This window comes from Paraburkholderia sp. RL17-347-BIC-D, assembly GCF_046027915.1.
Classification (GTDB): Bacteria; Pseudomonadota; Gammaproteobacteria; order Burkholderiales; family Burkholderiaceae; genus Paraburkholderia.
On record NZ_JARESS010000004.1, the window covers coordinates 78,035 to 103,350 of the forward strand.

The 25,316-nt window shown below is 63.3% G+C and carries 24 protein-coding genes; 4 read left to right on the forward strand and 20 right to left on the reverse strand.

What is annotated here, in order from left to right:
* Positions 1-5: 5 nt before the first annotated feature.
* The 3 genes from P0D96_RS07640 to P0D96_RS07650 are packed head-to-tail and all read right to left on the reverse strand — an operon-like array spanning position 6 to position 2,510.
* Positions 6-527, reverse strand: a complete 522-nt coding sequence (locus tag P0D96_RS07640; RefSeq protein WP_132376276.1) for a YbaK/EbsC family protein — start codon at positions 525-527, stop codon at positions 6-8.
* A gap of 54 nt (positions 528-581) precedes the next feature.
* Positions 582-1,508, reverse strand: a complete 927-nt coding sequence (locus P0D96_RS07645; RefSeq protein WP_408180454.1) for a hydroxymethylglutaryl-CoA lyase — start codon at positions 1,506-1,508, stop codon at positions 582-584.
* Positions 1,509-1,568: 60 nt separating this feature from the next.
* On the reverse strand, positions 1,569-2,510 hold the full coding sequence (locus P0D96_RS07650) for a 2-hydroxyacid dehydrogenase (RefSeq protein WP_408180455.1): 942 nt from the start codon (positions 2,508-2,510) through the stop codon (positions 1,569-1,571).
* Positions 2,511-2,859: 349 nt separating this feature from the next.
* On the opposite strand from P0D96_RS07650, the gene P0D96_RS07655 reads away from it, so the two are divergent.
* Together P0D96_RS07655 and P0D96_RS07660 are read left to right on the forward strand one after the other, a co-directional pair.
* Complete coding sequence (locus P0D96_RS07655; RefSeq protein WP_408180456.1) at positions 2,860-3,462, forward strand: RBBP9/YdeN family alpha/beta hydrolase; 603 nt, start codon at positions 2,860-2,862, stop codon at positions 3,460-3,462.
* A 136-nt stretch (positions 3,463-3,598) separates the two neighbouring features.
* The gene (locus P0D96_RS07660; RefSeq protein WP_408180457.1) at positions 3,599-4,624 is read left to right on the forward strand and encodes a sulfate ABC transporter substrate-binding protein; all 1,026 of its coding nucleotides are present in this window, start codon (positions 3,599-3,601) and stop codon (positions 4,622-4,624) included.
* A 90-nt stretch (positions 4,625-4,714) separates the two neighbouring features.
* Here the strand turns inward: P0D96_RS07660 and bioB are convergent, their stop codons facing one another.
* From bioB to P0D96_RS07685, 5 genes are all read right to left on the reverse strand, one after another.
* Positions 4,715-5,797: a biotin synthase BioB gene (gene bioB / locus P0D96_RS07665; RefSeq protein ID WP_408180458.1), complete on the reverse strand. Its 1,083-nt coding sequence runs from the start codon at positions 5,795-5,797 to the stop codon at positions 4,715-4,717.
* 34 nt (positions 5,798-5,831) lie between these two features.
* On the reverse strand, positions 5,832-6,563 hold the full coding sequence (bioD, locus tag P0D96_RS07670; RefSeq protein WP_408180459.1) for a dethiobiotin synthase: 732 nt from the start codon (positions 6,561-6,563) through the stop codon (positions 5,832-5,834).
* Entirely contained in the window at positions 6,560-7,744 is a 1,185-nt protein-coding gene (bioF, locus tag P0D96_RS07675; protein ID WP_408312776.1) for an 8-amino-7-oxononanoate synthase, read from the reverse strand. Before bioF ends, bioD begins: the two co-directional genes overlap by 4 nt.
* On the reverse strand, positions 7,744-9,105 hold the full coding sequence (bioA, locus tag P0D96_RS07680) for an adenosylmethionine--8-amino-7-oxononanoate transaminase (protein ID WP_408312779.1): 1,362 nt from the start codon (positions 9,103-9,105) through the stop codon (positions 7,744-7,746). Before bioA ends, bioF begins: the two co-directional genes overlap by 1 nt.
* A 1,050-nt stretch (positions 9,106-10,155) precedes the next feature.
* A complete protein-coding gene (locus P0D96_RS07685) occupies positions 10,156-11,433 on the reverse strand; it encodes a dienelactone hydrolase family protein (RefSeq protein ID WP_408312782.1) in 1,278 nt (425 codons plus the stop codon).
* 286 nt (positions 11,434-11,719) lie between these two features.
* Between P0D96_RS07685 and P0D96_RS07690 the strand changes: the two genes are divergently transcribed.
* Complete coding sequence (locus P0D96_RS07690) at positions 11,720-11,968, forward strand: hypothetical protein (RefSeq protein ID WP_408312784.1); 249 nt, start codon at positions 11,720-11,722, stop codon at positions 11,966-11,968.
* A gap of 37 nt (positions 11,969-12,005) precedes the next feature.
* Here P0D96_RS07690 and P0D96_RS07695 read toward each other — a convergent pair whose 3' ends face one another.
* The 7 genes from P0D96_RS07695 to P0D96_RS07725 all read right to left on the reverse strand — a co-directional run bounded on the left by P0D96_RS07695 (position 12,006) and on the right by P0D96_RS07725 (position 18,894).
* The gene (locus P0D96_RS07695; protein WP_132376266.1) at positions 12,006-12,455 is read right to left on the reverse strand and encodes a YchJ family protein; all 450 of its coding nucleotides are present in this window, start codon (positions 12,453-12,455) and stop codon (positions 12,006-12,008) included.
* A 7-nt stretch (positions 12,456-12,462) separates the two neighbouring features.
* Complete coding sequence (locus tag P0D96_RS07700) at positions 12,463-13,593, reverse strand: acyl-CoA dehydrogenase family protein (protein WP_132376265.1); 1,131 nt, start codon at positions 13,591-13,593, stop codon at positions 12,463-12,465.
* 67 nt (positions 13,594-13,660) lie between these two features.
* A complete protein-coding gene (locus P0D96_RS07705; protein WP_408181140.1) occupies positions 13,661-14,338 on the reverse strand; it encodes an SDR family oxidoreductase in 678 nt (225 codons plus the stop codon).
* Positions 14,339-14,382: 44 nt separating this feature from the next.
* The gene (locus tag P0D96_RS07710) at positions 14,383-15,576 is read right to left on the reverse strand and encodes an acetyl-CoA C-acetyltransferase (protein WP_408312789.1); all 1,194 of its coding nucleotides are present in this window, start codon (positions 15,574-15,576) and stop codon (positions 14,383-14,385) included.
* Positions 15,569-16,345 carry a carbonate dehydratase gene (can, locus tag P0D96_RS07715; protein WP_408312792.1) on the reverse strand — a complete coding sequence of 259 codons (777 nt, stop codon included), beginning with the start codon at positions 16,343-16,345 and terminating at the stop codon, positions 15,569-15,571. Before can ends, P0D96_RS07710 begins: the two co-directional genes overlap by 8 nt.
* Before the next feature lie 94 nt (positions 16,346-16,439).
* Positions 16,440-18,278, reverse strand: coding sequence for a bifunctional isocitrate dehydrogenase kinase/phosphatase (aceK, locus tag P0D96_RS07720; RefSeq protein ID WP_408181143.1), 1,839 nt, complete (start codon positions 18,276-18,278; stop codon positions 16,440-16,442).
* Between the two features lie 211 nt (positions 18,279-18,489).
* Positions 18,490-18,894, reverse strand: coding sequence for a MerR family transcriptional regulator (locus tag P0D96_RS07725; RefSeq protein WP_408248749.1), 405 nt, complete (start codon positions 18,892-18,894; stop codon positions 18,490-18,492).
* A 187-nt stretch (positions 18,895-19,081) separates the two neighbouring features.
* On the opposite strand from P0D96_RS07725, the gene P0D96_RS07730 reads away from it, so the two are divergent.
* Positions 19,082-20,155, forward strand: coding sequence for an MBL fold metallo-hydrolase (locus tag P0D96_RS07730; RefSeq protein WP_408284023.1), 1,074 nt, complete (start codon positions 19,082-19,084; stop codon positions 20,153-20,155).
* Between the two features lie 78 nt (positions 20,156-20,233).
* On the opposite strand, the gene P0D96_RS07735 is transcribed toward P0D96_RS07730, so the two are convergent.
* From P0D96_RS07735 to P0D96_RS07755, 5 genes are all read right to left on the reverse strand, one after another.
* On the reverse strand, positions 20,234-21,820 hold the full coding sequence (locus P0D96_RS07735; protein WP_408181145.1) for an ABC transporter substrate-binding protein: 1,587 nt from the start codon (positions 21,818-21,820) through the stop codon (positions 20,234-20,236).
* Between the two features lie 245 nt (positions 21,821-22,065).
* Positions 22,066-22,884, reverse strand: coding sequence for a cobalamin-binding protein (locus P0D96_RS07740; RefSeq protein ID WP_408284029.1), 819 nt, complete (start codon positions 22,882-22,884; stop codon positions 22,066-22,068).
* A 3-nt stretch (positions 22,885-22,887) separates the two neighbouring features.
* The gene (locus P0D96_RS07745) at positions 22,888-23,667 is read right to left on the reverse strand and encodes an SDR family oxidoreductase (protein WP_408284031.1); all 780 of its coding nucleotides are present in this window, start codon (positions 23,665-23,667) and stop codon (positions 22,888-22,890) included.
* Between the two features lie 15 nt (positions 23,668-23,682).
* Positions 23,683-24,321, reverse strand: coding sequence for a thiol:disulfide interchange protein DsbA/DsbL (locus P0D96_RS07750; RefSeq protein WP_408312794.1), 639 nt, complete (start codon positions 24,319-24,321; stop codon positions 23,683-23,685).
* Positions 24,322-24,493: 172 nt separating this feature from the next.
* The gene (locus tag P0D96_RS07755) at positions 24,494-25,303 is read right to left on the reverse strand and encodes an SPOR domain-containing protein (RefSeq protein WP_408181148.1); all 810 of its coding nucleotides are present in this window, start codon (positions 25,301-25,303) and stop codon (positions 24,494-24,496) included.
* Between the last annotated feature and the right edge of the window lie 13 nt (positions 25,304-25,316).

Sequence of the window (25,316 nt, forward strand, 5' to 3'; positions counted from 1 at the left end):
TCGCGTCACGCCGTCTCGCGCAGCGCCACGTCGATCACCGGCGCGCCCGTCAGCGCGATCAGTTCCTGCGCCGTCAGATTGAACACCGCATGCGGATGACCCGCGGCAGCCCACAGACTGTCTAGTTCGAGCAGATCCGCGTCGATCAGCGTGACCGGCTCGGTCGCATGACCGATCGGGCAAACGCCGCCGATCGCATAGCCGGTTTTTTCGCGGACGAACTTCGCGTCCGCCCGGCCGATGTCGCCGACCTGCGCGGCGACCTTCTTTTCGTCGACGCGATTCGCGCCGCTCGCGATCACTAATACCGGCACGTCGTCTTCACGGCGGCGAAACAGGATCGACTTGGCGATCTGCGCGACCGAGCAGCCGAGGCCTGCCGCGGCTTCGGCGGAGGTCTTGCCGGTTTCCGGCAGCATCACGATCCGGCCCGCGTGACCGCGTTCGCGCAATAGCAGCGCGACTCGGCGTGCCGAGTCGGGCAGCGCGGTGAGATCGTCGGATTCGAGAGAAGCGTGGTCCGTCATCGTTTCAGGTCCTGATTGATTGCATGAGTGTTCAGCCAACGCGTCGAGCCAACGTCAGACGCAGTTGGCCGCTTCGCTGCGCGCTTTGGCGAGCAGCGCTTTACCGGCGCGCGAGACATTGGGCTTACCGATCGACGTCGAGATGAAATCGCCGATCGCCACGACTTGCGCGAGGTCGATGCCGGTCTCGATGCCGAGGCCGTTCATCAGATACAGCACGTCTTCGGTCGCAACGTTGCCGGTCGCGCCCTTCGCATACGGACAGCCGCCGAGGCCCGCCACCGACGCGTGATAAATCTCGATGCCTTCCTGCAACGCCGCGTAGATGTTGGCGAGCGCCTGACCATAAGTGTCGTGGAAGTGGCCGGATAGACGCTCGCGCGGAAATACCTGGGTGACCGCCTCGAACACTTCGCGCGTGCGCTTCGGCGTGCCGACGCCGATCGTGTCGGCGATATCGATCTCGTCGCAGCCGAGCGCCGCGAAACGCTGGACCACATCCACTACTGACGCGACCGGCACTTCGCCCTGATACGGACAGCCCAACGCGCACGACACGCTGCCGCGAATCCGCAGGCCGTGTTCCTTCGCCGCCTGCGCGACAGGCGCGAACCGGTCGATGCTTTCCGCGATGCTGCAGTTGATGTTCTTCTGCGAAAACGCTTCGCTGGCCGCGCCGAAGATCACGATCTCGTCGGCACGCGCGGCGAGCGCGCCCTCGAAACCGCGCAGGTTCGGTGTCAGCACCGAGTAGATCGTGCCGGGACGCCGTTCGATGCCGGCCATCACGTCGGCGCCGTCGGCCATCTGCGGCACCCATTTCGGCGACACGAACGAAGCGGCCTCGACGTTGCGGAAGCCCGCGGCCGACAAACGGTTGATCAACTCGATCTTGGTCGCGGTAGGGACGAACTCTTTTTCGTTCTGCAGTCCGTCACGCGGACCGACTTCGACGATTTTCACTTGCTGGGGTAGGGCCATGATGTGTCTCCTATGTCGACGCCGCGCGTGGCGGCGCTCCTTCAATGGGATTCGATGGGTTCAGTATCCACGTTCGATATTCACCACGCCGCTGACCGTGTCGCCGCGCACGAGCGCGGTGATCTTCCGCGCGACCTGGGCGACGCTTTCTTCGCGCAACGTCAGCGCGGACACGTGCGGCGTGATCGTGATGCGCGGCTCCTGCCAGAACAGATGATCCGGTGGCAATGGTTCCTCGCGGAACACGTCGAGCGTGGCGGCGGTGAGCTGCCCGCTCGCGAGCGCGTCGAGCAAATCCTGTTCGACCAGATGGCCGCCGCGCGCCACGTTGATCAGATACGCGCCGTGCGCGAGCTTCGCGAAGGTGCGCGCGTTCAGCACATCGCTCGTCTCCGGAGTATGCGGCAGCAGATTGACCAGCACTTTCACGCCGTCGAGAAACGCGTCGAATTGGGCTTCGCCGGCGAACGTCGTGATGCCGTCGATCTGCCGCGGGCTGCGGCTGTAGCCGCGCACCGGCATACCGAACGCCGCGAGCGCTTGTGCGACATGCGCGCCGAGCACGCCGAGTCCCAGCACGCCGACCGTGAAGGTGTCGCGCGGGTGCGGTTCGAGCACTTCCCAGCGGCGCTCGTTCTGCAGCGTCTGATACTCGTCGAAACGGCGCAGGTAGCGCAGCACCGCGTGCGTCACATACTCGGCCATTTGCAGCGCCATGCCGGTGTCTTCGAGACGGATCAACTGCGCGTTGCACGGCAACGTGCCGGGCTGTTCGTGTTCGAGCGCGAGGATCGCATCGACGCCCGCGCCGAGATTGAAGATCGCGCGCAGATCGTCGCGGCCGGCCAGCATCTCACGCGGGGGACGCCACACGACCGCGAAGTCGGCCGGCGCGCTGTCGCCAGGCTGCCATTCACGCAGATCGGCGTCCGGCAGGGCGCGGGCGAAGTCGTGCAGCCACACTGCGGCGTCGGCATGCGGCATGTAGAAGAGGATTTTCATACGGTGCGGAAGGCGCCTGCGAGTTCGGGTCGAGTGACGAAGAAGCCACGGCATGACCGGCGCGACGGCTGCGGCGTTGCGGACGACGCTTGCGGCATGAGGCCTCCTCCTTTTATGGATAGGCTTCATTCTACTTTTTCAACGCGAATCGCGCGCGTTTGCGTACGGGCGTGCGGTTCGGTGGTGAGTTTTCCGCCGCGCGGCCCATAGGTGGCGGCGCCTTTGCCTGCGCATTTATCCTCGCATTTGCTCGCTCATTTGCCCGATAACCAAAGCACAAAAACTTGGTTCGTCCGCGCGGCGCCCGGCGGGACAATCATTACCCGGATTCCCGCAGCGAGGCACACACATGCTTTCATGCACCAAATCGACATGGCCGCCGCGGCTCGTCACCGTTCCCGGTTTGCACGGCAGCGAGGGCGCGCACTGGCAGAGCTGGCTGGAGCGGCAGTTCGCGCGCTCGCTGCGCGTCGAGCAAGCCGACTGGGACGCGCCGGACCTCGCGCTGTGGTCGAAATCGCTGCGCGATCTGCTGGCGCGCGAACGCGGGCCATTCGTGCTGGCCGCGCATAGCTTCGGTTGCCTCGCGACTGCGCATGCGTTGCAGCAGGCCTCATATGCGAACGACGTGGTCGGCGTGCTGTTCGTCGCGCCCGCGAGTCCGCAGAAATTCGCCTTCGCGGGACCGTTCGACGCGCGGCGTCTCGGCGTGCCCTCGATTATGATCGGCAGCGAAACCGATCCGTGGATGCCGCTCGCCGGTTCGCGCGATCTCGCGCAGCGTTTCGGCAGCGCGTTCGTCAATCTCGGCGACGCGGGGCATATCAACACCGCGGCCGGTTTCGGTCCGTGGCCGCGCGCCAAGTATTTCGTCGATACGCTGGTGCACTGCGCGGCGCCGCTGCGTTTTCGCGAGGAGCCGTTCGAGGCCGCACAGCACGCGTTTGTGTGAGTGATTGGGCCGCGGCGTTCGCGCATCGAGTCACGCGCGAACGGACGGCTGGCCAAGTAAGCGATCCGTTAGAATCCCGCTTCACGCTGCACGTTCGTGCGGCCACTGGTTTTCATCATCGATAGGCGGGGACAAGATGGCAGGCAAGACGGGGACATCGCGCTGGCTGGCAGCCGGCATGACGGCAATCACGCTCGCGCTGGCGGGCATGTCGACGGCGCACGCGGATACATCGCTGCTCAACGTGTCGTACGACGTGACGCGCGAGCTGTACAAGGACATCAACGCCGGCTTCATCGCGGCGTATAAGCAGAAGAGCGGCGAGAACGTGTCGATCCGCCAGTCGCACGGCGCATCGAGCGCGCAGGCGCTGTCGGTGCTGCAAGGCCTGCAGGCCGACGTGGTGACGATGAACCAGCCGAACGACATCGACCTGCTCGCCGAGAAAGGCCAACTGGTGCCGGCCAACTGGCGCGCGCGTCTGCCGGACGACAGCGCGCCGTACACCACGACGATGGTGTTCCTGGTACGCAAGGGCAATCCGAAGCACATCAAGGACTGGGACGATCTCGCCAAGCCGGGCGTGCAGGTGATCATCGCGAATCCGAAGACATCGGGCAACGGACGCTACTCGTATCTCGCCGCATGGGGTTATCGCAAGCAGCATGGCGGCACCGACGCGCAGGCGCTCGATTTCGAAAAAGAGATCTTCAAGAACGTGCCGGTGCTCGACACGGGCGGCCGCGGCGCGACGACCACGTTCACGCAACGCGGCATCGGCGACGTGCTGGTGACTTTCGAAAACGAAGTGGCGCTGATGGACACGGGCGTGGGCGGGGGCAATTTCGAGGCGGTGTATCCGTCGGTGAGCTTGCTGGCGGCGCCGCCGGTGTCGATCGTCGACAAGGTGGTCGACAAGCGCGGAACGCGCAAGGAAGCGCAGGCGTATCTCGACTATCTGTGGTCGCCGGCCGCGCAGGACATCATCGCGCAGCATCATCTGCGTCCGCGTGACAAGACCGTGCTCGCGAAGCATGCGGCGGAGTTCAAGCCGATCAAGACGTTCACGGTGGAAGAGATGTTCGGTAGCTGGCAGAAAGCGCAGCAAACGCATTTCTCCGATGGCGGGACGTTTGATCAGATCATCGTCGACAAGAAGTAAAGCTCCAGTCGTGTAGTAAGTAAAAAAGCTGCCTCAAAAACGAGGCAGCCTTTTTTATTGCGCGTGCTTTATCTCACGCGATACAAACGCTCAGTTCGGCGCAGCGTGTTTATCGCAGCCATGCTCGCAGCCGCTTTGATCGAGTGGCATCTGTTGCGCGGCCTCGGCGCGAATGCCGAGACGTTCGAGCAGCTTGCGGTCCGCTTCTGCTTGCGGGTTGCTGGTGGTCAGCAACTGATCGCCGTAAAAAATCGAATTCGCGCCAGCGAGGAAGCACAATGCCTGCAGCGCTTCGTCCATCTGCTCGCGTCCGGCCGACAAACGCACCATCGCGCGCGGCATGGTGATGCGCGCAACCGCGATCGTACGCACGAATTCGAACGGGTCGATCGCTTCGGTGCCGGTCAGCGGCGTGCCTTCCACCTGCACCAGATTGTTGATGGGCACCGATTCCGGATACGGCTCCATGTTCGCGAGTTGCGCGATCAGGCCGGCGCGCTCACGGCGCGATTCACCCAGGCCGACAATCCCGCCGCAGCACACGTTGATGCCTGCATCGCGCACGCGTTCGAGCGTGTCGAGGCGATCCTGATACGTGCGCGTCGAAATGATCTGCCCGTAGAATTCCGGCGACGTATCGAGGTTGTGGTTGTAGTAGTCGAGGCCCGCTTCGCGCAGTCCTTGCGCCTGATGCGTTTCGAGCATGCCGAGCGTCACGCAGGTTTCCAGACCCATGGCCTTTACGCCGCGAATCATGTCCTTGATCGGTTCGAGGTGACGGTCTTTCGGATTGCGCCACGCGGCGCCCATGCAGAAGCGCGTCGCGCCGTTTTCCTTGGCGACTTTCGCGGCGGCGAGCACTTCGTCGACCGGCATCAGCTTATCGGCTTGCAGGCCCGTGTCGTGATGCACCGACTGCGGACAGTACGCGCAATCTTCTTCGCAGCCGCCGGTCTTGATCGACAGCAGCGTCGACAGTTGCACGGTGTTCGCATCGAAATGCTCGCGATGGGTTTGCTGTGCCTTGAACATCAGATCGTTGAACGGCAGTTCGTACAACGCGACGATGTCGGCGACGCGCCAGCGCGCGACCTGCTTGGTTGCCGCGGCGTTGGCATTGTTGTTTGCCACTGCCGTGTCGGCAGCCGTGGGAGCGATGTTCAGTTGTGTCATGTCGTCAATCCTCATGGATGGATGTGTGAGTTTTTCAGCGCTGCGTGTGCCGCAGCGTCTGCAAAAGCCGGTTGATGTCGAGTTGCGCCGCTGCGAGTTCGGACGAAGCCGGACTCAGATGCGGCACGATGCCGAGCAGCGGCGCGTCGTATTCGCGGGCGAGATGCTCGCGGATCGACGCGATGTTTTCATCAGGGAACGTCATGTCCGGATCGATGCGGTTCGCGACCCAGCCGGCGAGCGTGAGCCCGCGCGCGGCGATTGCTTCGGCGGTGAGCAACGCATGGCTGATGCAGCCGAGCCGCATGCCGACCACCAGCACGACCGGTAGCTTCAAGGCAACGGCTAGATCGGCGGTGTCCTGAGTGGCCGTCAACGGCACACGAAAGCCGCCGACGCCTTCCACCACGACGATCTCCGCGCGCTTGAGAGCTTGCGCATGACAGTCGACGATATGGTCGAGATCGAATGTCACGTTTTCCAGCGCGGCCGCGATATGCGGCGCGGCCGGTTCCTTCAGCAGATAGGGCGTGCGCATTTCGGGCGGCAGCAGGACGTTCGACGCGGCATCGAGTTGATCCGCGTCTTCGTTGTGCAGCACGCCGTTCAGTTCGAATGCGCCGGCGGCGATCGGCTTCATCGCGGCGGCTTGCAGGCCTTCGCGGACGAAGCCGCGCAACAACGCCGACGAGACGAACGTCTTGCCGATTTCCGTATCGGTGCCAGTGACGAATAAGGACAGTGCGTTTTGACTCGAGCCACTCATGCCGCTTTCGCTCCGAGTTGCTGCAAGCCTGCTTCGAGCCGGTCGAGGTCCGCTTGCGAGTGCGCGGCCGATAGCGAAATACGCAAACGCGACGTGCCGGTGGGCACGGTCGGCGGACGGATCGCCGGCACCCACAGACCCGCGCGATCGAGCGTGGCCGCGATGTCGAGCGTGGCTTCGTTCGCGCCGATGATGAGCGGTTGCACGGCCGTATGCGAGTCGACCGGCAGCCACGGCGTCGCCTTCAGCATGGCGCGCGTGCGTTCGATCAATTGCTGAAGATGCGCGCGCCGCGCGTCGCCTTCCTCGCCACCGATGATGCGCAGGCTCGCCGACACCGCGTGCGCCGCGGCCGGCACCGATGCCGTGGTGAAGATGTACGGGCGCGCGCGCTGCACGAGCCACTCGATCACCGTCTCATGCGCCGTGACGAACGCGCCGGAGACGCCGGCCGCCTTGCCGAGCGTACCGATCGAAATGAGGTTTGGCGAGCGCAGCGCGGCTTGCGCGATCGCGCCGCGGCCTTGCGGGCCGAGCACGCCGAAACCGTGCGCGTCGTCGACGATCAGCCACGCGCCGTGTTGCTCCGCGAGTTCGAGCAGGCGCGGCAGTGGCGCGATATCGCCGTCCATGCTGAAGACGGTATCGGAGACGATCACCTTGACGTCGGCGTCCGAGGCTTCGAGCATCGCACTCAGCGCTTCTGTATCGCAGTGCGGGTAGATCTGCACGTCGGCGCGTGACAGACGCGCGCCGTCGATCAGCGACGCGTGATTCAGCGCATCGGAGAAGAGCGTCGTGCCGCGGCCCGCGAGCGCGGTGAGGGTGGCGAGATTCGCCATGTAGCCGGTGCTGAAGTAGAGCGCGCGCGCGTTGTCGACGAAGCCGCCCGCGAATTCCGCGAGATCGTCTTCGAGTTGCGCATGCGCGCGCGAGTGGCCGCCGAGCAGATGCGAGCCGCCGCTACCCGCGCCATAACGTTGCGCGCCTTCCGCGATCGCCGCGATGAGCTGCGGATGCGCGGCGAGGCCCAGATAGTCGTTACTGGCGAAGCCGATGATTTCGCGGCCGTCCACTGTCATGTGCGCCGCGCACGGTGTGTCGGCGGTGCGGCGGCGACGGCGCAGGCCGCGCGCGTCGATTTCCTTCAGGCCTTCGGTGAGCGTGTCGAGCAGGTGCATCAGCGGGTCTCCGCGAGCGTGGCTTCGAAGGTTTCGCGCGTGCGCGAGGCGAGCAGCGCGAGTTCTTCGTCGTCGAGGATATAAGGAGGCATCAGATACACCGTAGTCGAAATCGGGCGCAGAAGCAGTTCGCGCTGCAACGCGTTTTCGAAGAAGCGGCGCGAGAATGTTTTGGCTTGCTGGGCATCGTCGATCACGGTGTCGAACGCGAAGATCGTGCCGCATTGGCGCAGATTGCGGACTTGCTTGTGCTCCGCGAGCGGCGCGAGCGCGGCCTTCAGCTTCGCGGATTTTTGCGCGTTGACGGCGAGCACGTTGTCGCTCGCGAACAGATCGAGCGTGGCGAGCGCCGCACGGCAGGCGAGCGGATTGCCGGTGTACGAATGCGAGTGCAGGAAGCCGCGCGCGGTGTCGTCGTGATAGAAGGCTTCGAAAATTTCATCACGGGACAGCACGATCGAGAGCGGCAGATAGCCGCCGCTGATGCCTTTCGACAGACAGAGAAAGTCCGGCCAGATGCCGGCCTGTTCGCATGCGAAGAAGGTGCCGGTGCGTCCGCAGCCGACGGCGATTTCATCGGCGATCAGATGCACGCCGTATTGATCGCACAAGGCGCGCAATCCCGCGATATACGACGCGTCGTGCATGGCCATGCCGGCCGCGCACTGCACCAGCGGCTCGACGATCAGCGCGGCGATTTTCGTGGCGCGTGCGTCGAACAGCGAGCGAACGTGATCGAGCGCACGGCGTGCGACATCGGCGGCGGTTTCGTCGGCTTGCGCGAGGCGCGCGTCGGGTGATGCCACGACGTGCGCGTGGCGGATCAACGGATCGTAGGCGTCCTTGAAGAGCGCGACATCGGTGACGCCGAGCGCGCCGATGGTTTCGCCGTGATAGCTGTTGGCGACGCACACGAATTCCTGCTTATCGGCGAAACCGCGATTGCGCCACGAGTGGAAGCTCATCTTCAGGGCGATTTCGACGGCGGACGCGCCATCCGACGCGAAGAATGCGTGGCCCAGCGTGTTGTTCGTGAGCGCGCTGAGCCGCTCCGCGAGTTCGATGGCCGGTTCGTGCGTGCAGCCGGCGAGCATGGCGTGTTCGAGCGTGTCGAGTTGGTCTTTCAGTGCCGCGTTGATGCGCGGATTGGCGTGACCGAACAGGTTGACCCACCAGGAGCTGATGGCATCCAGATAACGATGACCGGCGCGATCGTAGAGCCACGCGCCTTGACCGCGCGCGACGGGCACCAGCGGCAGGCGTTCGTGGTGCTTCATCTGCGTGCAGGGGTGCCAGACAGCTCGGAGGCTGCGGGCGATCCAGTCTTCGGGGGCTGCTGATGGTGGTGCTGGGTTTTCCAAAGGGGTACTCCACGGGGTGCTTTTTTGCCGCTGCGCGGCGTGGCTTTTTTAGGGCCTTTTCGAGCCTCATGCGCACTTTTTTCTGCGCTGCGCGCGGCCCTTGGCGGGCTTGCGGGGTCGAGATTAGCGGTTTATTTCGTGCTCTGCACTAGGGGTGTGAGCGCGGTTTTTTGCCCGCGGGGCTGGGGTTTGGCGATGTTCGGAGCAGGTGGTTTCTGTTTCTGCGTGAAGGTGAATGATCGGCGGAGTTGACGACGGCAAAGTAGTTGCAAGTTACTGGCGGGGATTTGGGGTTTGTGCCTGCTCGGCGGGTGTTTTTTTGTCTGTGTTCTCTGAGGTGTTGGCCTTTCCTTGAATTCACGGTGGTCTATTGGCGTTGCCCCTGTGCGGGGCGGCACCTACTTTCTTTGCATGCCGCAAAGAAAGTAGGCAAAGAAAGCGGCTTCACACCGCCAGCTTATAAGCGGGTCCCCTGGCTTGGAGGAGGCAGTGGTGCATCTGGAATTCGTGCCCCCGCACATTCGATGTGAGTGACAAGGCAGTCATACTTCCCGCCTCGCACTACGTGCTCGCCGGAACGGCCTGCCTGAAACCAGTGGCTTTGTTTGTGCGCGGTGGGGGCCGTCGGGCTTGCCTCGGCGTCGCGCCGAAGGACGTTGCTGCATCGAAGGCTGTGGACGCGAAGATCGCTGGCGCAAAAATGGGCGGCCAGCCAAAAAGTACCGCTGGCGCGAGAGCTAACTGATGGTTCGATGAATTACCGCGACGGCGCGCGTAGCGCTGCCGGAAGAATGACGGCTTTGTCACTGGGGCTGAATGTGCGGGGGCACGGATTCCAGATGCACCACTACCGCGACTGCGCGAGGGATCCGCTTAAGAGTTAGCGGTGTGAAGCCGCTTTCTTTGCCTACTTTCTTTGCGGCATGCAAAGAAAGTAGGTGCCGCCCCGCACAGGGGCAACGCCAATAGACCACCATGAATTCAAGGGAAGGCCAACGCCTCAGAGAACACAGACAAAAAAAGAGCCGAGCAGGCACAAATCCTCAACCCTTATTCCCGACTAGCAATAGCCCGCCGCGCATCGGCGCCACCAGCAGCAACCCCACCATCAGCCGTCTGGGAAGACCGATCCCCCCAAACAACCGCATTATTCACCGCATACAACCGGCAAGGCGCGGAAGACTGCTTCTGGCAATTCGCGACCGCGACAGACATCGGATCATCACCACCTTCAGCCCAGGACCAGGCCCCTGAATCAGAAACAGCAAACGCCCGACTAGGAAACTGATGCAAGAAATTCCGATACCCATTACGCCCGGCTTCATCGACAAACGGCACGGCGTCGACCGCATCGACAGCAGCAAACCCGCTCGCCTTTGGCATGGACGGATCCGACACCCGATACTGCACACCAGTCGGCATCCCCACTTGCGCAAGGAACGCCTCGACAGCCGGCCACCATACGTGCACACCATCGCGATCACCGACCAGACGATGCGCGTCGTTCTTGTAGTTGCCGAAATCCACCATCTTCGCGCTCGCGCCATGCGCGCCATAAGCGGCGTACATGCCCGCCACCAACGGCGCGTTCCAGACCGAATCGTTATCGCCGTACATCCACAGCGACGGCACCTTGGTCTTCTCGCCATACGCGCCGAACGCACGCGTCAGATTGCCTTGCCAGTCACTGCACGCATCCTGCCGCAAGCCGCCCGAGAAATTGATCAGCGCCCGCACGCCCGACGCGGCTTCCGTGCCGTATGCCATCGTTGCAAGACCGCCGTGCGAGGTACCGGCCACGACGATATGCGTGGCGTCCACGTAAGGCTGCTTCGACATGAAGTCGACCGTCGCGGCGACATCGCCGGCCTGGCCGATGCCGTTCTTTTCGACGTCGCAACCATCCTGCTGATACACGCCGTCCGAGTGGCCGAAACCCTGGCGGTTCGGCGCCACCACCACGTAGCCGCGCCGCACGAATTCGCGCGCGAACGGCAGCGGGTCGCTGCGTTCCTGCGTGTGCGGATCGCCGGGGATCTTGCCGTGGTTGAAAACGATCATCGGAAACGGGCCAGCGCCGTCCGGTTTGTAGATCGTCGTTTCAAGGGTGACGGTGCCGGCTGCGTCAACCGGTACGCGGATGATCTGTTCGTTCAGACCTGCGGTGGGCAGATAGACGTCGTCGTCGAGCGCGATGCGCGGCACGTGCGCGCGGGTCAACGGCCCCGCCTGGGTGTCCGCGAGCGGATCGGCATGTGCGAGTGCGACAGCGCACGCAGCCGCTGCACAGATCACCGCACACTTCGTCAGAACCTTGCTGAACACCATTCACGCACCTGCCTCAAAAACCTGCCCTGAACACCGTGATGCCTGTTCGTCGAAAGTCATTGCTGACATTTGCCTTTCGGGCAGGTTTTCGACAAACAAAAACACACTCGCGTACGGAGTGCGCCAGAGGCGCACGCACGCTAATCGAGATCGCACGGGATGAACCCAAACGGCCGACGCGACCCCACGCGCCGATGATGAGCGTCACGGCTGCTGCCTGAAACCGCCGCCGGAACCACACTGTCTGGTGTCCGGCAGGGCTTCCTGCGCATTTTGCGGAGTTGGTATGGACCGGCTCTCGCAACGTGACGTCATGAAGCTACAGCCTCATCCTGGCACGACAATTTTGTTTTGTGCAATCAAGGAGAACCCGCGAACCATCAGTTGCGGCGTGCTGATTTGCCGCCTCAGGCCGCTCGATACAGGCCTCGCCGGTGTTTGGCGCAACGAAACAATCAGGCGCGGCGCGGGTCTTGTGGCATCGAGCCAACAAAAAATGGCCCTGCTATCAGGGCCATATGTGAGCGCGGCGTAAGGACGCTGTGGCGTCTTGTAAGGGGCAGAAAGGGACTTTATTCGCTGACGTCGCCGTCGACATAGCGCCAGCGGCCATCGTCGCCGCGAACGAAGCGGCTCAGTTCGTGCAGCCGGTGTGCGCGGCCGCCCACCTTATAACGTGCGACGAATTCGACCGTGGCGTGATCGGCGCCGGTTTCAGCGAACGCCTTGATTTGCAGTCCGAGCCAACGCGGCGCGTCGGGTGCGGCCAGGTCGACGTCGAGATCGGCGGGGCAGGTGTGAGGCGCCCACGTGGCGCGCAGATAATCCGTTGCGCCGACAACATACGCGCTATAGCGCGAACGCATCAGTTCAAGGGCGCGTGGCGCCGCTTCGCCGCCGTCGATATAGCGCCCGCAGCACTGCGCGAAGCGCGGCGCCCTGGCGCCGCTGCGCTGGTCGGGCGCGGCGCCGCCGCAGGGACAGTCGGATGGTCGTTGCATTGCCAACAGTTGCTTATTCATCAGACTTTCAGCCAAGACCGCGCGCGATCAAAATTTTCTGGATGTCGCTGGTGCCTTCGTAGATCTGGCACACGCGCACATCGCGGTAAATGCGCTCGACCGGGAAGTCGCTCAGGTAGCCGTAGCCGCCATGAATCTGTAAGGCGGCCGAACAGATCCGCTCCGCGGCTTCGGAAGCGAATAGCTTGGCCATCGCGGCTTCGGTCAGACACGGTTGGCCGGCGTCCTTCAACGACGCGGCGTGCCAGATCAACTGACGCGCGGCTTCGAGTTGCGTCGCCATGTCGGCGAGGCGGAATTGCACGGCCTGGTGCGAAAAGAGCGGCGCGCCGAAGCTTTCGCGCTCCTTCGCATAGCTCAACGCCGCTTCGAACGCGGCGCGCGCCATGCCGACGCTTTGCGCGGCAATACCGATGCGGCCGCCTTCGAGCCCCGACAGTGCGATCCGGTAGCCTTCGCCTTCCGCGCCGATCAGGTTCGCGGCTGGCACGCGGCAGTCCTCGAAGATGATCTGCGCCGTATCCGACGAATGCTGCCCGAGCTTGTCTTCCACCCGTGCGACGACGTAGCCCTTCGTATCGGTGGGCACGATAAACGCGCTGATGCCGCGCTTGCCCGCGGCTTTGTCGGTCACGGCCATCACGATCGCGACGTTGCCGTTCTTGCCGCTCGTGATGAACTGTTTGACGCCGTTCAGCACATACGCGTCGCCGTCGCGTGTCGCAGTGGTTCGTAGCGCGGAAGCATCGGAACCGGCTTGCGGTTCGGTCAGGCAAAACGCGCCGAGCATTTCGCCGCGTGCGAGCGGCGTCAGCCAGTCGCGTTTCTGCGCATCGTTGCCATAGGTCAGCAGAATGCTGCACACCGGGCAGTTGTTGACGGAGATGGCCGTCGAGGTGCCGCCGTCGCCGGCAGCGATCTCTTCGAGAATCAAAGCGAGCGCCAGCGCGTCCATGCCGGCGCCGCCGTACGTTTCGGGCACCAGCACGCCGTATGCGCCGAGTCCGGCGAGTTGCCGATGCACGTCCTTTGGAAAAGTGCGCTCGCGATCCCACGCCGCCGCATGCGGCGTGATCGCTTCGCGCACGAAGGTGCGCAGCGCGTCGCGGACCATCAAGTGATCCTGATCAAGCACCATGAGTCTGTCTCCTGTCGACCAGAGTTGGCGCTTTAGCGCTTACTTTGGTCCCATGCAAGCTCGTTGTTCACCAGTCGAGCAGCGTGCCGTCGTATTGATAGAAGCGGCCGTTGAACTCGTCGTGCGCGGCCGCGGCCTGCGCCAGCACTTCACGCATGCCGGTGACGCTGCGCGCCGGATCGATCGCCGCCTGGGCGCCGCCCATATCGGTGCGCACCCAGCCCGGATGCAACGAAACGCACACGGCGCGCTTTGCTTCCAGCGACGCGAGTTTCAGCGCGTCGTTCAACGCCGCCTTGCTCGCCCGATACAGCCAGCCGGTCGTGCCGCTCGCGTCGCCGATGCTGCCCATCTTGCTCGAAATCACCGCGAACACGCCGTCGGCCTCTTCGACGAGCGGCAGCAGGATCGGCATCAATTGCATCGGTCCGCGCACGTTGGTGTGCATGACGTGGTCGAAGTCTTCTGCGGTAATCGTCTCGATGCCTTCCGTGCGCGGGCCGTACACGCCCGACACCAGGATCGCCGCATCGAGCCGTTCACCGTCGAGCTTCCAGCCGAGCGCGGCGATCTCCTCGGGCGCGCTCACATCGAGCGAAAACGTTTCGGCGCCGAGTTCGTTCAACGCGTCGAGCGCGGCGCCGTCGCGCGCGGTGGCGAGCACGCGCCAGCCGCTCTTTTTGTACTGCCGTACAAACTCCTGGCCGATGCCGCGCGACGCACCGACGATCAACACTGTCTTCATCGAATACCCCAGGCCGTCAAAATAAAGCGCTGTGGAAACGCGCGTTACACCAGTTCGATACCCATTGCCGTCGCTTCGCCGCCGCCGATGCACAGCGTCGCGACGCCACGCTTCAGCCCGCGCTTCTTCAGCGCGCCGATCAGCGTGACGAGAATCCGCGCACCCGACGCGCCGATCGGATGGCCGAGCGCACAGGCGCCGCCATTCACGTTGACCTTCTCGTGCGGCAGATGGTGTTCCTTCATGGCCGCCATCGTCACCACGGCGAACGCCTCGTTGACCTCATACAGATCGACCTCGTCGGCGCGCCAGCCGTTCTTCTCGAACAGTTTGCGAATCGCCCCGACCGGCGCGGTGGTGAACTTCGCCGGTTCCTGCGCGAAGGTCGAGTGACCGACCACGCGCGCGATCGGCTCGACGCCGAGACGCTTCGCTGTCGACTCGCGCATCATGACGAGTGCGGCCGCGCCGTCGGAAATCGACGACGAGTTCGCCGCCGTCACCGTGCCGGTTTTGCTGAACGCGGGTTTGAGCGTCGGAATCTTTTCGAGATTCGCCTTGAACGGCTGTTCGTCGCGATCGATGGTGACATCGCCTTTGCGGCTCTCTACTTTCACCGGCGCGATTTCCCAGGCGAACGAGCCGTCTTCGTTCGCGCGCTTCGCACGATTGAGCGACTCGACGGCAAACGCGTCCTGCGCCTCGCGCGTGAAGTCGAACGACGCCGCGCATTCTTCGGCGAAGGTACCCATCAGACGGCCTTTTTCGTAGGCGTCTTCGAGGCCGTCGTAGAACATGTGGTCGATCACCTGGCCGTGGCCCATGCGCATGCCGCCGCGCGCTTTGGGCAGGAGGTACGGCGCATTCGACATGCTTTCCATGCCGCCCGCGACGATCACGTCGACGGAGCCCGCGGCGAGCATGTCGTGCGCGAACATCGCCGCGCGCATGCCGGAGCCGCACATCTTGTTCACCGTGGTGCTGCCGGTGGCGAGCGGCAAGCCGGCGCCGAGCGCGGCCTGACGCGCGGGCGCCTGGCCGAGGCCGGCGGGCAGCACGCAGCCCATTACCACTTCGTCGATCTGTTCGGGCTTCAGGCCCGCGCGCTGCACGGCCGCCTGGATCGCCACCGAGCCCAACTGCGGTGCGGTCAGCGCGGCGAAGTCGCCTTGAAATGCCGCCATTGGCGTGCGAGCCACGCCTACGATGACGATCGGATCACCTTTTGTCTCACTCATGATTAAGCTCCTTGATTACGCCTTCGACGATAGCCGGCACGTCGCCGAGCTGCGCCGCATCGGCGGCGACCACGTCGTTCTCTGCCTTGTGCGCGCCGCTCGCCGACACCGCCGCGACGCACTTCTGATAGGTTGCATCGAGCGCAGCCGGCTCGCTGATCGTCATGCCGAGGTTGCGCACCTTGCCGTCATGCACGCCGTACGCCCAGCCGTGCACCGTCAACTCCTGGCCACGCGCCCACGCATCGTTGACGATGGTGGTGCGGCACACGTTCATCACCTGTTCGATCGCGTTCAGTTCGACCAGCCGCCGGTGCCGAACCTCGCCGAGCGGCCATTCCTCGATCAGCGCCGCATGCTTGGTGCGCACGTCCTGCACGTGATGCAGCCAGTTGTCCGCGAGACCCACGCGACGGCCATGCAGCGCCGCGCCGACACCCGAGCAGCCGTAGTGGCCGACCACCATGATGTGCTTGACCTTCAGCAGATCGACGGCGAACTGGATCACCGAGAGACAGTTCAGATCGGTATGCACCACTACGTTGGCGATGTTTCTGTGCACGAACACTTCGCCCGGCGGCAAGCCGATGATCTGGTTTGCCGGCACGCGCGAATCGGAGCAGCCGATCCACAGATACTCGGGCGTCTGCTGATGCGCGAGACGCGAGAAATACTCGGGGTCTTCGGACAACTTGCGGGCGACCCACGCTTCGTTGTTGTCGAACAGATGCGAGAGCGGATTGTCGGGAGTGGAATCGTTTGTGTTCATGTTGCGTCTTGGCGGTTGCTCGACCGATTGACCGGTCGATGTCGTTACATAAGGTTCGGACGCGGCAGTCAACGCTGCCGGGTGCGTATGAGCTTCACGCCACCCGCACGCTGCGCTCGTCGGCTGGCGCGTCCGGCGCGGGCGATGCGCGGCCGGCGGCATCGGCAAAGCGTTCCGGATAGCGGTTGCAGAAGCGCACGCTGTCGTCGTACGGGAAAAAGTCGGGCAGTTCGCCTTTCAATAGATGATCCTTGTGCCGTTGCCATAGCGCAGGATCGAAGAAGTCCGCGTGATGCTGCATGAAGGAACGGCGCACGCGTGGGTCGCCGAGCAAAAATGTGCCGTACGTTTCCGGGAAGATGTCGTGCGGGCCGACGGAGTACCACGGCTCGCCTGACATTTCGTCCTCCTCGTTACGCGGCGCCGGCACCGCGCGCACGTTGCAGTCGGTCAGATATTCGATTTCGTCGTAGTCGTAGAACACGACGCGGCCATGACGCGTCACGCCGAAGTTCTTGTACAGCATGTCGCCTGGGAAGATGTTCGCCTGCATCAGTTCCTTCACCGCGTTGCCGTATTCCTTGATGCCGTGCTCGACGTCCTCGTCGTTGCCGTTCTGCAGGAACAGGTTGAGCGGCACCATGCGGCGCTCGATATACATATGTCGAATCACCAGGTTGTCGCCGTCGTATTCGATCAGCGACGGCACTTCCCTTTCGAGCTCGCGCACCAGCGCGTCGTCGAGGCGAGAGCGGGGCAACGCGACGCTCGAATATTCGAGCGTGTCGGCCATGCGACCCAAGCGGTCGTGCCGCTTGACGAGCTGATACTTGCCCTGGATCTGCGCACGCGTGGTTTCCTTAGGCGGTGGGAAGTTGTCCTTGATCAACTTGAACACGTACGGAAACGACGGCAGCGTAAACACCAGCATCACGAGCCCCTTGATGCCGGGCGCGACGATGAACTGATCGCTCGAATGCGACAGATGGTGCAGCAGGTCGCGATAGAACAGATTCTTGCCCTGCTTCTGCAAACCCACCGACGTATAGATTTCCGCCTTCGGCTTGCCCTGCATGATCGTGCCGAGAAATTCGACGTACGCGGACGGCACTTCCATGTCCACCAGGAAGTACGAATGCGAGAAGCTGAAAATGATCAGCAACTGGTCGCGCTTGAGCAGCACCGTGTCGAGCGCGAGCACGCCCGGCGTCACGTGACGCAAGGGCACGGCGAACGGCAGCAGCAGATCGCCGTTGATGATCCGTCCGACGATATATGCCGACTTGTTCCGGTAAAACAGCGACGAGAGCACGTGAATCTGGAAGTTGGCCGCTTCGTCGAACACGCCGAACGCGTCGTGGATCGCCTGCATCACGCAGCTGGCGTCGCGCGTCAGGTCTTCGAACGGCGGCTCCAGCTGGAAGTTCGTGACGATGCGTTCGAGCGTCGCCGCGAGCCCGTCCTTGCCGGGATAGTATGCACGGTAAGTCGGCTTCGCGGCCGGCTCGTCGTTCTCGATGTATTCGGTCGAGATGGCCGGGCGCACGAAAATGAAGTCGTTGTTGAAGTACGAGCGGTGCAGGATCTTGCAGCACACCGAATTGAAAAACGTTTCCGCGCACTCCGGCTGGCGGTGCGTGGTCAAAAGGCCGATGTAATGCAGCTTGATCTGCTGCCACACTTCGCTGTCGATTTTTTCCGCGTCGTATTCGTCTTCGAGCAATTCGACGCATTCGTCGACGCGCTCGTCGTATGAGGTAATGCGATCGCGCGCGAGCTTCTGCAGACCGTGCCAGTCGGCCTTTTCAAAGAGCGTTTTGGCATGGATCGCGGCGTCGCGAAAGATCCGGTAATGCCGGTCGAATCCTTCGAGCATTGTTTGCGCGAGGTCAAAGCCGATTTGCGACGACAACAGTTTGGGGAAGTGATTCATGTCGACCGTGCATTCGTCTCATGTCGTGAAGACACCCGTGATTGTATCGTTCGGGTGGACCCGCGACGCATCGCGCCGCTCGACTCGTGCCTTGGCGCCTTCGCGCGTTATCAGGCGTTCGCCGACTTTCAGACTATCTCCGCTTAATGCCTCAGTTTGGCATGCCTTAACAGGCGTAACTCTCGACAAAAAATATTTCGCCGAGCGCCGTTCATGCCGGTTTGGCTTCGCGCGTGCCGCTTTCCAGCAACGCGCGCGCCTGGGTTTCGTATTGCGCGAGGTCTTCGAGCGTCGCGTTCAGGTCCTCCAGTTGGCGCTCCAGCACTTCGCGATGACGCGCCACCGTGGCGAGGAACGCATGCAACTGCGGCACCGTGTCGGTGGGCGACTCGTACACGTCCAGCAGATCGCGAATCTCCGACAACGTGAAGCCGAGCCGTTTGCCGCGCAACGTGAGTTTCAGACGCGTTCGATCGCGGCCCGAATAAACGCGCCGCAATCCGCTCGATCCTTCGCGGCTTGGTGAGAGTAAACCCTGATCTTCGTAGAAGCGGATGGCGCGCGGCGTGACGTCGAATTCCCGCGCGAGCTCGGTGATCGTGTATTGCGTGTTCATCGGGGCATTCCGTGGCCGGGCAGAAAATCAGATTGAACGATAGAATCGACGTTTACGTTATCGTCAACTTGAGTTGAACGCAACCAGGCGCAGTACGGCGGCGGTACGTCACTCGCACGCCGCAACCACGCCGCCCGGCATCGCATACCTCGCCATGCCGGACGGCCGACGGAGGAAGACACCCACAATGAATGCACTCGAACATCAACTCGACTACCCGTTCAGCGACACCTTGCCGGACGCGGGCCACGCGATGGAAGTCGCGCCAGGTGTGTTCTGGCTGCGCATGCCGCTGCCTTTTGCCCTGGATCACATCAACCTCTGGCTGCTACGCGATGAGGTCGACGGCCAGCAGGGCTGGACGGTGGTCGATTGCGGCATCACCTCGGACACGATCAAGGAGAACTGGGAGAAAGTGTTCGACTCGGTGCTTGACGGCCTGCCGGTGCTGCGCGTGATCGTCACGCATTGCCATCCCGATCACATCGGCCTCGCGCACTGGATCTGCGCGGGTGGCGACAAGAAGCGCTGGGACGTGCGGCTATGGATGACGCTCGGCGAATACATGCAGGCGCGCGTAATGGGCGCCGGCGACGGTTCGAATGCGGGCGGCGAGGGCGCGGCGCGGCACTTCGCGCGGCACGGCGTGACCGACGAGGAATCGCTTGAGAAACTGCGCAATCGCAAGAGCTATTACGCGAGCCTCGTGCCGGCGATTCCGGGGCAGTATCGCCGCTTGCGCGAAGCCGATGGCGTGAAGATCGGCGGCAAAACGTGGCACGTGGTGACCGGTTTTGGCCATTCGCCGGAACACTGCGCGCTGTTCTGCGAAGAGACCGGTGTGCTGATTTCGGGCGACATGGTTCTACCGCGTATCTCGACTAACGTGTCGGTGTTCGATATGGAGCCGGAAGGCTCGCCGCTGGCGCTGTATCTGGAGTCGCTCGGCCGTTACGAGACGATGCCGGAAGATACGCTAGTGCTGCCGTCGCATGGCAAGCCGTTTCGCGGCGTGCGCACCCGCATCCGGCAATTGCGCGAGCATCACGACGCGCGTCTGGCCGAAGTGCGCGAGGCGTGTGCAGAGAAACCGCAGAGCGCCGCGGATATCGTGCCGCTCATGTTCAAGCGCCAACTCGATATCCATCAGATGACGTTTGCGATGGGGGAAGCGCTGGCGCACTTGCATCTGCTGTGGCTTGCGGGTGAGTTGAAGCGTAAGCAGGATGCGGATGGTGTGATTCGGTTTTCGCCGGCGTGAATGCGGTGGTGTATCGATAAAAAAAGCCCGGTACTTTCGCAACCGGGCTTTTTTTCACACGTTGAAACGCGAAGGCGATTACTGCACCGACACCGCCCCAAAGTTCTGCCGTCCAAACGGACTCACGTGATAACCGCTCACGTTCGTGCGCGTGATCGCCGCCGCAGTCGGATACCCGAGCGGAATCCACAGCGCCTGGTCGTGGATGATCTGCTGCGCCTGTTCATATGCCTTCGCGCGCTTGGCCTGATCCGGCGTTGCCTTGCCGTCGGCGATCAGCTTGTCCAGATCCTGGTCGCAGAAGCGCGCGAAGTTGATCCCCGACTTCACCGCGTTGCAACTGAAGAGCGGCGACAGGTAGTTGTCCGGGTCGCCGTTGTCGCCGGCCCAGCCCATGAAGAGTGAATCATGCTGGCCTTGCTTGGCCTGCTTGATCAACTCGCCCCATTCGATCACCTTCACGTCGGCCTTCACGCCAATCTTCGCGAAGTCGGCTTGCAGCAGTTCGGCCCCGGCCTTCGGATTCGGATTCAGCACGCTGCCGTTCGGCCGCACCCAGATCGTCGTTTCGAAGCCGTTGGGATAGCCCGCGTCGGCAAGCAGCTTCTTCGCCTTCGCCGGGTCGTATGGCCAGCCCTTCACGGCCTTGTCGTAGCTCCACGTGTTCGGCGGATACGGGTTCACGGCCGGTGTCGCCGTGTTGTCGAACACGGTCTTCAGATACGTGGTGCGGTCGAACGCCATGTTCAGCGCGGCGCGCACCTTCTGGCTGTCGAGCGGCTTCTTCTGCGTGTTCAACGCGACGAACGCCGTCATGAACGCGGGCGTCTGCACGATGGCGAGCGACTTGTCGCCCTTCGCATCGGCGAGATCCTGCGGCTTCGGCGACAAAGCGATCTGGCATTCACCGGCCTTCACTTTTTGCGCCCGCACCGTGGCGTCCGGCGTGATCGCGTAGATCAGACGGTCGATCTTCGGCTTCGGGCCCCAGTAGGTCGGGTTCACGTCGTAGCGGATGACCGCGTCTTTCGTATAGCTCTTCAGTTCGAACGGACCGGTGCCGATCGGCTTCGAATTCAGATCGACCTGCTTGCCGGCCTTCAGCAACTGGTCGGCATATTCGGCCGAATAGATCGAGGCGAAACCCATCGTCAGGATCGACACGAAGGTCGCGTCGGGCGCGTTCAGCTCGAACTTGACGGTGTTGTCGTCGACCTTGCTGATCGACTTGATGAGCTTCGGCAGACCCATCGACTGCGCATGCGGGAAGCCGCTCGCGCCCGTCACCTTGTGCCACGGATTGCTGTCGTTGAGCATGCGGTCGAACGTGAAGACGACGTCGTCGGCGGTAAGCGGCCGGGTGGGCTTGAAGTAGTCGGTGGTCTGGAACTGCACGTTCGGGCGGAGATGGAACGTGTAGGTGAGGCCGTCGGCGCTCACGTCCCACTTGTCGGCCAGCGCCGGCACCACTTTCTTCGTGGCCTCGTCGTACGAGACCAGCGAGTTGAAGATCACGTCGGCCGACGCATTGGTCGTGACGAGCGAATTGAACTGCACGACATCGAAGCCGTCGGGGCTCGACTCGGTACAGACGGTCAGCGGTTTGGCGAGCACGAGCGCGGGCGCCGTGAACAGTACGGCGGCTGCGAGCAGTTTGAAGCGCATAGGATCTCCCATAACAAGCGCAGTCAGGCAGTGCGTCTGGTTGTGTGGTTATGTTCCGTTGACGAGGGACGGGCGGCCTTGCGGCGTAGCCGTCGTCTTTATTGTGATACGTTTCCGGCGCTGGCGCATGGGTCGGGCAATGCCGCCTACGCGCGCGTCGGCCTTCGCGAAAGCTTATCGAAGGGTGGTTGCGGCGACAACAACATAATCCGCATATTCATATGGAGCGGGCAGCGGGCTTGCGCTCACGCCGTCGCCGCGTGTCGCAGCAGATAGGTGACGCCTTCAATCGCGCGCACGCCGTACCACGACACCATTTCCCCATCGATCAACTCGATGCGCTTGCCGGCCAGTCGCGGATCGCGTTTCAGCGCGTCGCAATGGACTTGCGTGAAGCGATACGGCTCGCTGGAGAGCAGGATGCGGTCGACCTGGGCGAGCCACGGCGCGGCGTCGAAGTCGAGTGTCGGGTAACGCGCGGCGCCTGCCGCACCGCCTTGCACGTCCGGCAGCGTGTGCCAGTTCACGAGCCGCAGCATCGTCGAGATATAGGTGTCGCGCGCCACGGTCATCCACGGCTCGCGCCAGATCAGATACAGCACGTTTTGCGGAGTGAACGCGCGCGCCGTCGCCTCGCTCAGACGGGCTTCGAGCGCATCGCTCAGGCGCCGCGCTTCCTGGGCGCGATCGAAGATCGCGCCCAGCAGCGTATAGAGCGCCAGATTGTCCCGCGGTGTTTGCGGATGTGTCACGACGATATGCGGCACGAACGCGCGCAATCGCTCGACGGTATCGCGCTCGTTTTCGTCGATATTGACGATCAGATGGGTGGGGCGCAACGCACGAATGGCGTCGGGATTCACGGCCTTGGTGCCGCCGACCTTGCGTACCTGCCGCACCTTGTCGTGAGGATGCACGCAAAAGCCGGTGCGGCCGACAATCTGGCTGTCGAGTCCGAGCGCGAACAGCAGTTCGGTGATGCTCGGCACCAGCGAAACGATGCGCGCTGCGGCGCCCGCTGGTTCGTGCGCGACGCCGGCTGCATCGACCGCACGAGGTTGCATGAGTTACTCGGCTTCGGCGGTGGCGCGCGGCTTGCGCGGCGCGCGTTCGAACGCGCGGTCGTAGAGCCAGCGCGGCAGCACGTGCAGCAGCATGGCCACCACGCGCATCTGCCAGGGGAACACCGCGAATGCCGTTTGACGCTCGATCGCCTGCGCCACCTTCACCGCGAAACGATCGGCGTCCATCAGGAAAGGCATGGTGTACGGATTGTGCTCGGTCATGGGCGTGCGGATATAGCCGGGCGCGATAGTGACCACGCCGACATCATACGGTCGCATTTCAACGCGCAACGCTTCCAGATACTTGAGCGCCGCCGATTTCGACGCGCTATACGCGCCGGAGCCCGGCAAGCCGCGCACGCTCGCGACGCTGGCGATACCGACCAGCGTGCCGCGTTTTGCGGCGCTCATCGCGGCGGCGAACGGCTCGAAGGTGGCGACCATGCCGAAGTAATTGATGTCCATCACTTCGCGGAAGGTGCGCAGATCGCCGTGACCAGTGACCGCGCCGCGGCTGATGCCGGCATTGGCGATCACGACATCGGGCAAGCCGTGCCGCGCGATGAACTGCGCGGCTGCATCGGCGAGCGCTTCGGCGTCGCGAACGTCGACGGAATAGATGGAGACGGTGTTCTGCGGATGGGACTGCTGGAAGGCGGCGAGAGCGTCGCCGCGGCGGGCAACGAGGCCGAGAATCGCGCCGCGCCGCGCATATTCGGCGGCGAGCGCGAGGCCTATGCCACTCGATGCGCCGGTAATGAAAACCTTCAGGGGTGAACTCATTCCGGCGCCTCGGCTTTACATCTTCTTGGCGCGGACCTGCGCGACCAGGTAGTCCAGCACCTGAATCGTGCCCGGCAGGCTGTTGGTCGCAGCCGGGCCGGTTTCATACTTGCCCTGCACGGCCAGCGTCGGCACGCCGTCGATCTTGTAGTCGTCCAGCAGCTTCTTGTCCTTCTGCAGCGCGCTTTGCGTCGAGAACGAGTTGTACGCGTCCATGTACTTCTTCGGATCGACGCCGTTCTTCGCGAGGAATTTGGCCTGATCTTCCGGCGTCAGCAGGTAGTCCTTGTTGACGTGGATTTCATTGAAGACCTTCGGCGTGAGCTGCGATGCCAGGCCGAGCGCGTCGAGCGCGTGATACATCTTGGAATGTGGAATGAAGTCGTCACGGAAGGCGACCGGCACGCGCTTGAACACCACGTCCGGACCTTGCTTCTTCACCCACGCTTCGAGGTACGGGTCGAATTCATTGCAGTGCGGGCAGCCGTACCAGAAGAATTCGGTGACTTCGATCTTGCCGGCCGGCACGTCGGTCGGCTGCGCGGTGGGCAGCACGGTGAAATCCTTGCCCGACACCGGTGCGGCCGGCGATGCCTGTGCCGAGGCTGCAACGAGGCCCAGCGAGAGGAACAGAATGCTCAGCAGTTTCTTCATGTTGTGTTGACCCAAGTAGGCGTAAAACGGTGGCGCCACGCAAATGCCCGTCACCGTCTTCAAGATTCGGCGTTGGACGGTTTGAACCGTCCGTCGTGTTTGTGACACGCGCCGCACGCCGATAGTTCGGCGGCGGCGCGTTCCGGCAAATCACCGTAGGTTTATTGTTGGCTTATTGCTTCGTGAAGCGGATCACTGCGGTATCCACGCCCGCGTCCGACAAACGCTGACGGCTCGAATTCATATCTTCGAACTTCGAGAACGGCCCGATGCGCACGCGGTAATACGTGACGCCGCCGGCATCGCGCTGCGTGACTTTCGATTCGAACCCCTGGAAGGCGAGACGCGCGCGCTGCTGTTCGGCATCCGCCGAGGTCTTGTACGCGCCCACTTGCAGGAAGTAGCCGGTGTTGGCATCGCCCGGCGCCGGCGCCGCGCCCGAACCGGGCTTGGCGTTGGCGGCCGTGGCGGACGAACCGCTCTTCGGCGCCGAACCTGCCGCGGTGGCGGCCGGTGCGCTGGAGGCTTGCGGCTTCTTCGCCTGCGTGGTGGCCGTGCCGTTGCCGTTATCCTGCGCGGGCTTCGGCGCTACCGCCGTGCCGTTCGCGTTGCCGTTGGCGGGCGGCACTTCGACGATCTGCGGTTCTTCCAGCATGCCCGACTGCGTCTGCGAGTTGGTCTGGCCCGGCGCGGTGTTCGGCGGCGCCGGCTGCGCGGCTTGCGGCACCGGCTGGCCCGGCGTCTTGCCTTGCAGCGGACGGTTCGGGTCGTACTGCGGCTGGCTCGCGCCCGAATCGGGTGCCGCCGGCGGCGCCACCTTCGAGACGAATGGCGTGGGCGCGCGGGTGATATACAGCGCCACCACTACCGCGATCGCAAGGCCGACGATCAGGCCCAGCACGATGCCGAGAAAAGTCCCCCCGGTTTGTTTCGATTGCTTTGTTGTGCGGCGTGGTTTTGCCATTGTATGAATCACCTGCAAAAAGAATCCTGGA